The 14,372-nt window shown below is 48.3% G+C and carries 8 protein-coding genes and 1 pseudogene; 3 read left to right on the top strand and 6 right to left on the bottom strand.

Annotation, left to right across the window (positions count from 1 at the left end):
* Positions 1–55: 55 nt before the first annotated feature.
* Together NST94_RS01385 and NST94_RS01380 are read right to left on the bottom strand one after the other, a co-directional pair.
* The gene (locus NST94_RS01385; RefSeq protein WP_076282388.1) at positions 56–1,672 is read right to left on the bottom strand and encodes an ABC transporter substrate-binding protein; all 1,617 of its coding nucleotides are present in this window, start codon (positions 1,670–1,672) and stop codon (positions 56–58) included.
* A gap of 82 nt (positions 1,673–1,754) precedes the next feature.
* Positions 1,755–1,868, bottom strand: a pseudogene (locus tag NST94_RS01380) (peptidylprolyl isomerase); the annotation flags it as partial.
* Between the two features lie 435 nt (positions 1,869–2,303).
* On the opposite strand from NST94_RS01380, the gene NST94_RS01375 reads away from it, so the two are divergent.
* Positions 2,304–3,881 carry a glycosyltransferase gene (locus NST94_RS01375; protein WP_280753354.1) on the top strand — a complete coding sequence of 526 codons (1,578 nt, stop codon included), beginning with the start codon at positions 2,304–2,306 and terminating at the stop codon, positions 3,879–3,881.
* A gap of 57 nt (positions 3,882–3,938) precedes the next feature.
* On the opposite strand, the gene clpB is transcribed toward NST94_RS01375, so the two are convergent.
* From clpB to NST94_RS01355, 4 genes are all read right to left on the bottom strand, one after another.
* Positions 3,939–6,593 carry an ATP-dependent chaperone ClpB gene (gene clpB, locus NST94_RS01370; protein ID WP_339281562.1) on the bottom strand — a complete coding sequence of 885 codons (2,655 nt, stop codon included), beginning with the start codon at positions 6,591–6,593 and terminating at the stop codon, positions 3,939–3,941.
* Between the two features lie 406 nt (positions 6,594–6,999).
* Positions 7,000–7,356, bottom strand: a complete 357-nt coding sequence (locus NST94_RS01365; RefSeq protein WP_280753356.1) for a hypothetical protein — start codon at positions 7,354–7,356, stop codon at positions 7,000–7,002.
* A gap of 253 nt (positions 7,357–7,609) precedes the next feature.
* On the bottom strand, positions 7,610–8,608 hold the full coding sequence (locus NST94_RS01360) for a DnaJ C-terminal domain-containing protein (RefSeq protein WP_280753357.1): 999 nt from the start codon (positions 8,606–8,608) through the stop codon (positions 7,610–7,612).
* 175 nt (positions 8,609–8,783) lie between these two features.
* The gene (locus NST94_RS01355; RefSeq protein ID WP_076220418.1) at positions 8,784–9,257 is read right to left on the bottom strand and encodes an Hsp20/alpha crystallin family protein; all 474 of its coding nucleotides are present in this window, start codon (positions 9,255–9,257) and stop codon (positions 8,784–8,786) included.
* A gap of 409 nt (positions 9,258–9,666) precedes the next feature.
* Here NST94_RS01355 and NST94_RS01350 point away from each other — a divergent pair, with 409 nt between their 5' ends.
* Together NST94_RS01350 and NST94_RS01345 are read left to right on the top strand one after the other, a co-directional pair.
* On the top strand, positions 9,667–11,313 hold the full coding sequence (locus tag NST94_RS01350) for an SWIM zinc finger family protein (protein WP_339245780.1): 1,647 nt from the start codon (positions 9,667–9,669) through the stop codon (positions 11,311–11,313).
* A complete protein-coding gene (locus NST94_RS01345) occupies positions 11,310–14,330 on the top strand; it encodes a DEAD/DEAH box helicase (RefSeq protein ID WP_339281560.1) in 3,021 nt (1,006 codons plus the stop codon). Before NST94_RS01350 ends, NST94_RS01345 begins: the two co-directional genes overlap by 4 nt.
* Positions 14,331–14,372 lie beyond the last annotated feature (42 nt).

Genomic DNA, 14,372 nt, shown 5'->3' with positions numbered 1-14,372 from the left:
AGTTCTATATCGGTAAAAAAATAAGCTGGATTGACCAGCTTATTTTTTCCCGTTCTTATTTAAGGTAGATTTTCGATAAATCTTCAAAAATAACGACAGGCTTCAAGACTGCTTCTTCTAGACCGCCGTAGTTCTTGGAGACAGCTACAATAGTCTTAGTATTAGCAATTGGATAAATCGGTGCATCGTCAGCAATGATCTCTTGGATCTTCTTATAGATCTCACCACGTTTAGTTGCATCTGCTTCTCCTGCACCATCATTGAACAACTTATCGACTTCAGCATTATTATAATGCGAGTAGTTAGAGTCTGCAGTAGAAGTATACAAAATTCTGTAAGCATCAGGATCGTAACCCATAATATAACCTGCAATCGCAAGTTCAAAATCTGTTGAATTCATATCACTGAACTTCTGGCCATATGCCGAGGCATCCATATTTTGCAGTTCAACTTCAGCGCCAATGGCCTTTAGCTTTTGCTGCACGTATAGTGAAATGGCTTCCTGAGCTTTATTACCGCTCGATACAATCAATCTCAATTTCAGATCGCTAACCCCTGCCGATTGCAGAAGCTCTTTGGCTTTTTCTACATCATTATCAAAAGAAGGTACGTCATTAGTATAGAACAATGCATCCGGAGTCAAAAAGGACTTCGCCGGGTCTGCATACTCGTTAGAAGTATAAGCAGCCTGAATGATTTCATCACGATTTAGGGCTAAAGACAAGGCTTGACGAACTTCTTTTTTAGCAAGAGCACCTCTATCACTGTTTGCATTGAACAACAGGTAGGACAATCGGCCTTCACTATAAGGCAGGATTTCGAAATTGTTCGAAGCCTCAATCGTTCCAACATCCTGTGGATCTAGATACTTAATGTTGATCTCACCATTCTGAAGTGCGAGATTCGCAGCATTCGTATCTTTAGCAATCCGGTACGTTATAGAATCAAGATGTGGTTTGCCGCCAAAGTAGTTATCAAATCTCTCGAGTGTAACATATTCGCCTGCTTTGTATTCTTTAAATTTAAATGGGCCAGATCCAACCGGAGCAGCATTCTTGGTGCTTTTCTCTAGATCCGTCTCATTCTCGAAAATATGCTTTGGAATCGGAAACACTTGCACTAGTGTAGCTTCAAAAGCTGGGCTGACCTGCGGAAGCTTGAACTCTACAGTCAGATCATCCACCTTAACTGCCTTAACGGGTTTATCACCGATGAATAAGTTCGCTCTCAGCATGCTGTTTTGCTTCTCATCGAGGATGCTATCAATCGTGAACACGACATCGTCAGCTGTAAGCTTTTCTCCGTCATGCCAAGTTAGTCCACTTTTCAGTTTCAATGTATAAGTCAGGTTATCTTCGGAAAGTGTCAGGCTGTCTGCCAAGTAGAAGGTCTTCTCTCCGTTATTCACTTGGAACAATGGCGCGTAGAGCGCTTGGTCAATCGTCAGACTGACACGATCACCTGCATAGTTCGGATTTAGAATGACAGGATCTGCAGCGACCCCAATAATTAAGTTGCCGCCATCTTTTGGTTCAGTGCTTGCTGTCGATCCTTCAGTAGCCGTAGGCGTCTGATTTGTATTTGTGGAAGCGGCGTTATTTCCCCCGGAGCACGCGCTAATCAAAAATGTTAACAAAACCAAAGTAATAACTCCAGATAATCCTCTACGCATAAGTTTCTCCCCCGTGTCTATATTGTCTTTGTTTGTTTTTATATTGTATATCGGGATACTAGGAATTACAATGGATAGCATTTCACATTAATGTAATATTGAGGGAACTGATAGTTTCGACCTTTTTCATGACATCCCCACGCCTTAAAGTATCCACAGGGTCCATACCTGAAATGACTCTTCCGAATACAGTATGCCAAGGGTCGCAATAATCAAACTCTGTTCAGCCACCAATATGAGCTTCAGTCTTCGCTTTCTCTTCCGGTGCAATCAATTTCCTCAGCATCCTCATTCAGCAGAGGTCGGTATTCACCCTTTCCATCATCCCAGAACACATCCGCACGAGGATTCATGGCCAGTAACAGATTGATTAACTACTGAACTTTTAGTGGTGATTTATCCATAGTCTCATTCCTGTGCTCATCTGGCTGCATTCTTATCTAATTATCCGGTAATTGTACAGCAGATTCATCAAAATTAATATATCTAAAAAGTTCAATTTATCCAACTCTCATTTCTCATTTACTATAAGAACTTTGCGAAATAAGGATTATTACTCTCTCACTGTAAATATATTGAGAACATACCTATACCTCTCGGAAGAAAGGGAGAGTCCCCCAAGGAGGCCGCAATGAATAAGACACGCGTATTAATCGGCAGCCCGATCCATCAAAAGCCCAATGTATTACGGGAATTTCTGAATTCCCTGCTGCGCTTGAATATCGAGCAAATCGAACTGGATTTCCATCTGATTGATGACAATGATGATGAGGAATCCAGCCGGCTGCTCCAGGAATTTAAAAGCAAGGGCGAGCATATTTTTATTCAAAGCTCCGGCTTTAACGATGCGTACATTCGCAATGATACGACTCACTATTGGAATTCTGATTTAGTCTGGAAAGTCGCCAACTTCAAAAACCTCATGATTAACCGAGCGCAAACCCTGAACTATGACTACCTGTTCCTGATCGACTCTGACCTCATCCTCCACCCAGATACGCTAAGACATCTAATAGGGACGAACAAAGATATTATTTCAGAGGTATTTTGGACACAGTGGCAGCCAGATACCATGTTTCAGCCGCAGGTCTGGATGCATGACGAATATAATCAGTGGGAGATACTTCCCGGCGAAAAACTGCAACCCGAGGAGATCAACCGCAGATTTCATGAATTCATAGCCAAACTCCGCAATCCTGGAATCTATGAAGTGGGGGGTCTCGGCGCTTGTACATTGATTAGCCAGCATGCGATAAAAGCCGGGGTGAGCTACAATCAGATCCGGAACATATCATACTGGGGCGAGGATCGCCATTTCTGCATTCGTGCCGCGGCCCTTGGCATCCCGCTATTTGTTGACACCCATTATCCTGCCCTTCATTTGTACAGAGATAGTGATTTGAACAAGGTTGAAGATTTCATCAGAGAAACAACAGGAGTAAAAGCTGAATCGGCACCCACACCCATCGAGGAAAATTCCAATGAGGCTGCAGCTGCTCCTATAATCAAAAAGCGTCCCAAGCTAACCCTTACCATGGTTGTAAAAAATGAAAGCGGGCGCTTCCTGCGACAGGTTCTGGAGGAACACCGCAAATATATCGATGAGGCTGTCATTATTGATGACGGCAGCACCGACAATACAGCAGCTGTCTGTCTGGAAGCACTTGACGGCATTCCCGTTCATCTCGTGCATAATACCGAATCCAAGTTCAGCAATGAAATTGAGCTGCGAAAACAGCAGTGGGAGGAAGTCCTAAAGACAAATCCCGAGTGGATTCTGAGTCTGGACGCGGATGAGATCTTTGAAGCCAGCTTTGCAGAAAATATAGATTCCTTGCTGTATGCAGATGGGGTCGATCTGTTCTGCTTCCGCCTTTACGATTTATGGAACGCGAACCATTACAGGGAGGATACCTACTGGCGCTCTCATCTGAACTACCGCCCTTTTTTGCTTCGCTATAAAGAAGACTTCAACTATGTATGGAATGAATCCCCACAGCACTGTGGGCGGTTCCCGGAAAATATTTTCGAGCTGTCTCATCAGCTAAGCAATCTGCGGCTCAAGCATCTCGGTTGGTCCAAAGCCGAGTTCCGGCTGGAAAAATATCTGCGTTATATGCTCCTCGACCCCGACGGCAAATACGGCTGGAAAGAGCAGTATATGTCCATCTTGGATGAACAGCCTCATCTAATCCCTTGGGTGGAGTGAGGCTTACAATAAAAAGGGCGTTCACAAAACCGTTAGGGTTTTATGGACGCCTTTTTTTTATTCAGAACTCAATTCAGAACTCTGTGGCCCATCGACTTCTGGCTTCAGAATGGTTACTGTCAGCCCGTTGCCGGATTCATCCACCTGAATAACTGATCCCTCTGCGGCTTCACCAGCAATAATCGCACGCGCCACACGTGTCTCCAAGCTTCGCTGGATAAATCTTTTCAACGGTCTTGCCCCATACACAGGATCAAAACCTTCCTTAGCGATAAAACGCACCGCCGATTCAGTTAATGCCAGCCCGATCTCCCGTTCTGCCAGACGTAGACGCAATCCATCCACCAGTTTGTCCACAATTTTCTCGATCTCACCCAGTGTCAGCGGCTTGAACATTACAATGTCATCCACCCGGTTCAGGAACTCTGGACGGAAATGACCACTCAGTTCCTTCATCACTCTATCCTTTGCAGCTTCCGTGAGCTGACCGTTTTCATCGGTGCCTTGAATCAGATAAGGTGAACCGATATTGGAAGTCATAATGATGATTGTATTCTTGAAGTCAACCATTCGGCCTTGTGAATCAGTCAGCCGTCCATCATCAAGCAGCTGCAACAGAATGTTAAACACATCGGGATGCGCCTTCTCCACTTCATCGAGCAGCACTACAGTATAAGGCTGACGCCGCACAGCTTCCGTGAGCTGCCCGCCTTCCTCATATCCAACATATCCTGGAGGTGCGCCGACGAGACGGGAGACACTATGCTTTTCCATATACTCCGACATATCTATACGGATCATGCCATCTTCGCGGTCAAAAAGAGATACCGCAAGCGACTTAGCGAGCTCAGTCTTCCCTACCCCCGTCGGGCCAAGGAACAGGAATGAACCAATCGGGCGATTCGGATCTTTGATTCCCGCTCTTGCCCGAAGCACGGCATCGGCCACCAAGCTGACAGCTTCGTCTTGGCCCACTACCCGTTCATGCAGCGTATCCTCCAGACGCAGCAGCTTATCCCGCTCGCCTTCTACCAGTCGGCTAACTGGAACGCCGGTCCAGCGGGAGACAATATCTGCGATTTCCTCTTCAGTAACAGCCTCACGTAGCAATCTTGTATCCTGGTCTTGCTGTGCCGCTTCTTCCGCTGTTTTCAGCTGACGCTCCAGATCAGGAATAATGCCGTAGCTCAGTTCGGCTGACTTATTAAGATCATATTCCTCCTGTGCATCGACCAGATCCTTACGTGCTTGCTCCAGCCGTTTTTTGAGGTCGCGAATCCCTTGGATGGCCGACTTCTCTTTCTCCCAGCGCGCCGTCATTCCTAGCTGCTTCTCCTTCAGGTCAGCGAGCTCGCGCTGCAATATTTCGAGACGGCGTTTGCTGGCGTCATCGGTTTCTTTTTTAAGCGCTGCTTCTTCAATCTCCATCTGCATCAGGCGGCGGGTCACTTCATCCATCTCACCCGGCATGGAGTCTATCTCTGTGCGGATCATGGCGCAAGCCTCGTCCACTAGGTCAATCGCCTTATCCGGTAAAAATCGATCCGTAATATAACGATTGGACAATACCCCTGCGGCTACTAGGGCGCTGTCATGGATTTTGACCCCGTGGTGGACTTCAAACCGCTCCTTCAGACCACGCAAAATGGAGATCGTATCCTCTACATCGGGTTCGCTCACGAGCACCTGTTGGAAACGGCGCTCCAGCGCAGGGTCCTTCTCTATATATTTGCGATATTCATTGAGCGTTGTGGCACCGATACAGTGCAGCTCACCCCGGGCCAACATCGGCTTCAGCATATTGCCCGCATCCATCGAGCCTTCGGTTTTACCTGCGCCCACAATCGTATGCAGCTCATCAATAAAAAGAATAATGCGGCCGTTACTTTCGCGAACCTCCCTCAATACCGCCTGCAGGCGTTCTTCGAATTCACCACGGAACTTGGCGCCTGCCACAAGTGAACTCATATCCAGTGAAAAAATCGTCTTATCCTTCAGCCCCTCTGGCACGTCTTTGCGCACGATCCGGTGGGCCAAGCCTTCCACAATGGCTGTTTTCCCTACACCTGGTTCACCGATCAGCACAGGGTTATTTTTCGTTTTACGGGACAAAATCCGGATTACTCGGCGGATCTCGCCATCACGACCAATGACTGGATCAATCTTGCCCGCGCGAACCTCTGCTACAAGATCACGGCCGTATTTCTCCAGCACCTCATAAGTAGCTTCTGGCTCCCGGCTGGTTACCCGCTGATGTCCACGAATCTCAGCAAGCACCGACATCAGCTTCTCACGGGTCAGCCCACGGCGGACAAAAAGATCCCTTAGCTCACGATTCTCCCCGCTCGAATCCGACACCATGGCCAGCACCGCATGCTCCACAGAAACAAACTCATCCTGCATCTTCGCCGCTTCCTTCTCCGCCTGCTCCAGCAGATGGATCAGCGATTGCGAGGCGTAACGCCGTACCGTGCTTGCTCCTGACCCGCTGATGCTCGGCTTGCGTTGAAGCAGTTCATCTGTGCTGCGCATCAGCTCAGCCACAGGGATATTCATCTTTTGCAGCAATCTTGGCAGCAAACCTTCTTGCTGCTGGAGCAACGCTTTTAACAGATGGAGATTATCGATCTCCTGATGACCGCTGTCTGATGCCAGCGACTGCGCCGCAGCTACTGCTTCCTGCAGCTTTTGAGTTAATTTATTGAAATCCATAGCTCTCTCACCTTTCTATTTAAGAGTGATTATATTAAATCGGCCTTTTTGGCCGGGGATAGGTTAATTTAGTGGGATTTATCCCGCTTATTTCGAGTAACTAGTTGGTTTGCACTCATTCTGCGGGATTTTTACCGTTCTTTTCGAGTAACTAACTGGTTTGCACTCATTCTACGGGATTTATACCGTTCTTTTCGATTAACTAGTTGGTTTGCGCTCATTCTACGGGATTTTTACCGTTCTTTTCGAACAACTGGCTGGTTTGCGCTCATTCTGCGGGATTTTTACCGTTCTTTTCGAGTAACTATTTGGTTTGCACTCATTCTACGGGATTTTTGCCGCTCTTTTCGAGTAACTAACTGGTTTGCGCTCATTCTACGGGATTTTTACCGTTCTTTTCGAGTAACTAGCCTAATTCAGCGCTTTCTAAGGCACTTTTGCCTTTCTTTTCGCACATCGAGCCCAATTCGGCGCTTTCTAAGGCACTTTTGCTTCTCTTTTCGCACATCGAGCCTATTTCAGCGCTTTCTAAGGCATTTTTGCCTCTTTTTTCAACTATCGAGCCCTCTCCAGTACTTTCTAAGGCACTTTTGCTTCTCTTTTCGACCATCGAGCTCCATTCGGCGCTTTCTAAGGCATTTTTGCTTCTCTTTTCGCACATCGAGCCTAATTCAGCGCTTTCTAAGGCACTTTTGCCTTTCTTTTCGACCAACGAGCTTAATTCAGCGCTTTCTAAGGCATTTTTGCCTTTCTTTTCGACCATCGATCCCAGTTTGGCACTCTCGAAGGCACTTTCGAAAGCACTTTTGACTCTCTTTTGACTCTCTTTTGACTCTCTTTTGACTCTCTTTTCCCACCATAGTTCCGACTTTCACCGTTTGAGCGAAACGTTCATTTATAGTTAGTGGCTAAATAAGTTACTGTTCTGCAACTAGCATTCAAATCACCTTATTCACCAACCAGAGTTGATCACAAACGAGTGAAATCACCTCACCTCTACCTCTTCTACCTATCTATTAATTACCCACTTTCGCCTTCTGCCGCTGGGTGCCAGTGCTTTGACGTTTAGCTCTGGCTTCGAAAGGGCTGGAGTCTGCCAGCTTTCCGTAGAGATTTTTCTCCGCTTCGCTGATAGGTTCAGGGATAACAATCTCAATTCCAAATAAAATATCGCCGTTCGCACCATTCTCACGTTTTAAGCCCTTGCCGGGGATACGTAGCGTTTTGCCGCTCTGAATTCCTGCTGGAATCTTCAATTTCACGGCGCCGCCCCCCGGTAATGGAACCTTCACTTCTCCACCCAATACCGCTTGCCAAGGAGCGATTTCAACCATGCCATATAAGTCGCCATCGCGAATCTCATAAATATCATGAGGAAGAATATGAAGTGCCAGCAACACGTCGCCACCCGGAGTGTTTCCCGCGATTTTAATAATTGTACCCTCATAGGATCTAGGCGGAATGTTCACATCCACCGTTTTGTCACTGACCTGTACTCTTACAGTGGCACCTTTATAAGCCTGCTCCAAGGTAATATCCAGCTGCGCCTGCATGGTACTACGGGCCTCGCCCCACGGATTGCCATTCGCACGCCCCGTTCCACTTCCCGAGAAAAAATCAAAGCCAGCCCGATCCGCCGAGCCCCGATTCCCAAAAAACATCCCGAATAAATCTTCCTCCGAAATACCAGAACCTCCTGTTGAATAAGTTCCACCGTTCCAGCTTCCACTTCCACCAAAGTTTGAATCCCAAGAGGAGGCTCCACTCGCCGCCCCTCCACTAGCTCTGCCACGTTGAGCTCCATAAAGCAGCTCTTCATCATAGAGTTTCCGTTTATCCTCATTACCAAGCACTTCATAGGCTTCAGCTGCTTCTTTGAATTTCGCCTCTGCCTCAGGGGCTTTGTTAACATCGGGATGCCACTTCTTGGCAAGCTTCTGATAAGCCTTTTTAATTTCCTGTTTAGTAGCTTTTTTGCTCACACCCAAAGCATCATAATAGCTTTTACTAGCCACTCGCGCTTCCTCCTTTCCATCCCTATTCTCATATTGACCACCATTGCACTCCGAGAAAAGACGCACCATAGCCGGAATCCTCCACTACAATGCGCCTTCTATTCATAACACTATATTAAAAGCCCGCTGCCATCTCTAAAAGACTGAGCGGAAGTTCATTCCGCTTAATTTATGCTTATTCAGACTGCGAACCCGTAGAATTAGAATCTCCGTCTTGAATCTCGATGCGTTTACCTTGCATTTTTTGCCGTTTGGGAACTTCCAGCTTCAGCACTCCATCTTTCAAAGACGCGCGAATTTCTTCCTCGGCAATATCTTGAACATAGAATCTGCGCACATATTCACCATATCGGCGTTCTCTGCGTACAATCTGATGTTCACTGTTCTCCTCGGCATTTTCTTCCTTACGTACCGCTTTAATCGTCAAATAAGGACTGGCATAATCAATGTCGATTTCTTCTTTTTTCAAACCAGGAAGTTCAGCTTCAATCAGGTAAGCCTGCTCACTCTCACGAATATCTGTTCTGAAGGACATCGTGGAGCTCTTAATCGGTGCAAAAAAATCATCATTAAAAACATCATTCAAGGACTTAGCCAGCACACCAAAAGCATCATCTCTACGTTTACCAAAAGGAACCATATCAAACATTATCCATTCTCCTCTCATTGACTTTGACTTTATTTGACCTATGACCTTATTATAGTCCCCTACCCGAGGAATAACAAAACCGATTTAAGCCGATTATCGCTCAAATTCAGGCGAATTAGCTGATTTTCCACAACAAAATTAGTTCTTTTTATTTATTTGACCAATTTTGACCTTTGTTTGATCTTTCGTAAATGACACCTATATAATCATGATCCAACTTGCAGTACGATTATTATATGTTCAGACCTTCCGTTCAATACAAGCCATTAGCTTCTAATCATCTTCACGCCAGCTTTTAAACAGAGTTTTCTTACGATCTATCAAAATTTAACGATTTAAAGATGAAGCCAGCAGAAGTGATATAATGAAAGACAACTAAAGACCATTTTCGTTACAGGAGACCAATTGTATGCAACCAACCTATCCTATGGATGATACGCAGTGGAGTAAGCTCATCCAAAATGTCGCCTATTATTTCGATGATCTTACCCTCAAGCGGGGGTTCCAATATTATAAACAAAATCGAGTGCAGCCGTTTACTATGACGGAGCCTCGTAAGATTAACGCTCTAGTTGAAGGTAGAGAGGATTACCGCGTCACCATTGATCTCGACGGCTTCACCAATTGTCATTGTAATTGTCCAGTATCAGGTCATTGCAAGCATATGGCTGCCGTGCTGTTGAATTATGCCGAACAACAAAATAGATCTGTACAGGTTTTGGCTAACGCTAAAGCTGCATCCTTTTTGCCTAAAATATCAAGTACAGCAACAAGTACTTCTATTGGAGCCGATGCAACTCGTCAGCAGCAAATGAAAGAGATGGCCAACCGCATCGCTAGCGGAAAAATAATGGAGTGGCGGGAGTATTTTGAATTCTGTATCTCCCCTCTAGCCCATACTACCCGAAATCCTGAATATGTGAGTCGGGCCTTGTCTGCAATTAATAAATTCAAACCAAAAATGCTTCCGGAAACGGAGAAGCTGTTCACTCTGCATGCTCATCTTTATCTGTTGGAAAAGCTCGCTAAGCCTTCCACGCAATCCGTCGGTCAGGCCGCTTACGCCCCTTCTCTTGGTTATTACACACAGGTAGCAGTCTCAGAGCTACAGGAAGTAATCACAGGTCTTTTAAAAAAGACACTTCCGCTGTCCCCCGAGCAAGAGCAGGATCTATGGCCATACGTCATCGATACTTTATCGTATCTGCGGCGCGAGATGTTGACGGAGTCGCGGGATCGCTCACGGGATCAACCCTCTTTTTCTCTTAGCTATGATCTGCTGTGGAGAAATTGGATTTATCCGAATACAGGTGGAACTAAGCTTTACCTGAATGAAATCGAACAGCTGCAGCAAGCAGAAGGTGAATTAGGCGCTTCCCTGTCACAACATGCTTGGCTGTTAGCTCAGAGCCGCATGTATTACTATCTGATGGATGACCAGAAGGCTTGGGACTTACTGAATAAGGCTGCCGAACGCCCGGGTCTCCATCCCGATGAGCTCATGAGCTTCACCTCTCCGCTGCTGGATGCAGGGGACTGGTCCCGGTTGGTGGATTGGCTTGTTCAGATCGGTCCACTGCTGAGCAGCAGACTCTATAATCTCAATAGCTATTCAACCAGTTGGGAAGAAGCTGTTCGCCACCTGCCTGAAGCTGAGCCACAAATGTGGGATACACTAGCCACCATGTTACCTATCTCTGGCGAAGTCTATGAAGAGAAGCTAATCACCTATGAGAAATGGCAGACCTGGATGGATTATCAGCTGTCCATCGGTAAACAGCCCTCCGAATTTCGTGTCAAAGACCTCCAACCGGTGGAAAAGAATGCACCTGAGGTTCTGCTGCCCTTTTACCATCAGGCCGCCGAAAGATTCGTGCTGGATAAGAACAGACATAGCTACAAAGCGGCTGTGAAATTATTGAAACGATTATCCAAGCTGTATAAAAAGCTGAAACAAGAAGAACGCTGGGAAGAGTTCCTCACTGCCTTCGCCATTAGGCATAGCAGGCTCCGTGCGCTGCAAGAGGAGCTTCGGAAAGGAAAGCTAATACCATGAACATGCATTTACGCACGCTAACCATCCGGCTTGCATTAAGCCAGTATGGCGATGCTTTAATATTTGGAATGAATGAGCGCGAAGATCTCGTGCCGGGCTTGCAGCTTAAGCAGCGGCTTTTCGCCTGGCATGAGGCGTCTTTTTATGGTACGGAGTTAACCGTGCAGCCCGCTGGCGAAGGCGTGGAGCTAGTGATTCTTCCTGCTGAGCAGGTCATCCCCTTCTTTGCCGAGCAGAAGCTTTTGGCGCATATCGAATGGAGCTGGGAGGGCGATGCCGCCCACCTCACAGAACTGGCACCACTCATGGCTATATGTCTGGAGCACAAACAGTATATTCCCGACATCTCCGCCTACCGCGCCGGGAGGCTGCAATGGACTTGGGACGAGGGGGCTCTTGCGCAGGTGGCAGTGGACAGTGACACTGCTAAGGGAGCCCTTGAGGCGCTAAATGGCGGCAGCGAATTTAGCCGTGGATTACGTGCGGCGTTCTCTGCCGCCGTATCGCAGCGCTATTACAGCACGGAGGCCGAGGCCGGCGACCTCCGCAGCGAATTTCCGCTTCTCTTCGATAGAAGCGGAGCACTTGCAGCGGGCATGGATACCGCTGCGTGGCTTATCGCCATTGGCTGGAAGGCGGACACCGCGCCTTTCCGGCCCGCTCTACAGCTGCTGGAGCCCGATGAGGATGAATCCTATTGGCGGCTGCAGCTGATCCTTCAGGACAAGCGCGATGAATCCGCGCTTGTTCCCATCAGGCTCGCCGATAACGGCGAGCCGTACGGCTTGTGGCCGACCGCGTGGTCGGCTCACGTGCATGAACGGGCCGCGGGATGGCTGGAGCGCCTCCGCGGCAGTCTGCCGCCCGAGCGCTTCGCGGCGGGCGGCGATGTGCTGGCCGAACCGCTCAGCGATGCCATCGCCTGGCGGTTCTTGACGGCCGAGAGCCAGCGACTGCTGGAAGCAGGCTGGCAAGTGCTGCTGCCGGCGTGGTGGGAAGCCGCCAGCCGGAAAAAGCCGCGCCTGCGCGCGAAGATCAGCTCCGGCGAAGACAAACGCAGCGGCGGCGAGTCGCTGTTTGGTCTCGATTCGATCATCGATTTCGATTGGCGAATCTCCATCGGCGATGCGGATCTCACTGAAGCCGAATTTGCCGAGCTGGTCGCAAGAGGGGAACGGCTCGTCCGCTTCAAGGGCAAATGGGTCTCACTCGATCCGGCTCTGCTGGCGCAAATCCAAAGAGCCATGGCGGGAATGGACAAGTCGCAAGGCTTGTCCTTCCAAGACGTGCTTCAGCTCCACTTGCTAGGAGCTGGTGAAGAGGCAGACGCTGAAGCTACGGAAGAGCAGCTGCAAGAAGATGCCGCGCGTCTGCGTCTGGAGGTAGAGCTGAACGAGCATTTGATCAGCCTTATCGGTCAGCTGGGCCAGCGCTCAGAATGGCCTAAGCCGCCCGTACCCACAGGCCTTAAGGCGGAGCTGCGCACCTATCAGCATGAAGGATTCGCTTGGCTGACCTTTCTGCGCCGCTTTGGGCTGGGGGCCTGTCTAGCCGATGATATGGGACTAGGCAAAACAGTACAGCTCATCGCCTATCTGCTACACATCCAAGAAAACACGGATGCAAGCTCAGCCCGGCGGCAGACCGACCCACCAGGCTGGCCTTCATTGATCATCTGCCCGACCTCCGTGTTAGGCAATTGGCAGAAGGAGCTGGAACGCTTCGCGCCTTCGTTGAATGTTATGCTTCATTACGGAAGCCGCCGTCTGGACGCGGGATTCTTCTATGGCGCAGCTTCGCAAGCCGATGTGGTACTGACCTCTTATGCGACTGCTGCGCTTGACCAAGAGCTACTGAAGGAATTTACTTGGGCGACGATCTGCCTGGATGAAGCTCAAAATATCAAAAATGCCCAAACCAAACAATCCGCAGCTGTACGTAGTTTTCCAGCTCTACACCGGGTCGCCTTAACAGGGACGCCGATAGAGAACAGATTATCCGAGCTGTGGTCCATTTATGATTTTATAACCCCAGGTTATCTGGGCAGCGCCAAATCTTTTAATGACCGATTCACGAATGCTATTGAAAAGGAACGCGACGCGAAACGTACAGCGGACCTACAAAATCTAGTAAAACCCTTCATGCTGCGCCGCAAGAAAAAAGACCCTAATATACAGCTCGATCTACCTGATAAAAATGAAATGAAAACCTATGTTCATCTGACAGCCGAACAAGCGGCGCTTTACGATCAAACCGTAAACGGACTGTTGGAACGGATGAAGAAGCTGGAAGGCATTGAGCGCAAAGGGGCAATTCTCGGAGCTCTGACCGGGCTTAAGCAGCTATGCGATCACCCGATGCTTGTGACAAAAGAAGCTATCCCTGAGCTTGATACGGACAATAAACTGGATACCAGCTTTCTTATTAACCGCTCCTCCAAACTCGAAAGACTGCTGGACATGGTTAAGGAGCTGCGCGCGGAAGACGAGCGCTGCCTGATTTTTACTCAATATGTGGGTATGGGAAAAATGCTTCAGGCGGTTCTCCAGCAGGAGCTGGGCGAACCCGTCCTTTATTTGAACGGAAGTACCTCCAAACAGGCGCGCGACCGCATGATCGAGCGGTTTCAGACACCAGCCCCTTCGGCGGAAGATGGGTCTACACGCCCAGACACATCGCCGTCTGATCAGCCGAATGTTTTCATCCTTTCACTCAAAGCTGGGGGAGTTGGCCTGAACTTAACTGCAGCCAATCACGTATTCCACTTCGACCGCTGGTGGAATCCAGCGGTGGAGAATCAAGCAACTGACCGCGCTTACCGCATGGGCCAGACTCGTGATGTGCAGGTGCATAAATTCATCGCCCTGGGCACACTCGAAGAACGGATTGATGAGATGCTGGAGAATAAACAGCAGCTCAGCGATAATGTGATCTCCAGCTCGGAAGGCTGGATTACCGAGCTGTCCACTGAGGCTCTGAAAGATCTCTTTACCTTGCGTAGAGACTTAAATGACTAGCAAAAAGGAACATTCGCGTAAATGCGAATGTTCCTTTTTCAC

Origin of the sequence: Paenibacillus sp. FSL H8-0282 (assembly GCF_037963825.1) — a bacterium.
Lineage (GTDB): Bacteria > Bacillota > Bacilli > Paenibacillales > Paenibacillaceae > Paenibacillus_AQ > Paenibacillus_AQ odorifer.
This window is presented reverse-complemented; position numbering and strand designations above follow the sequence as displayed.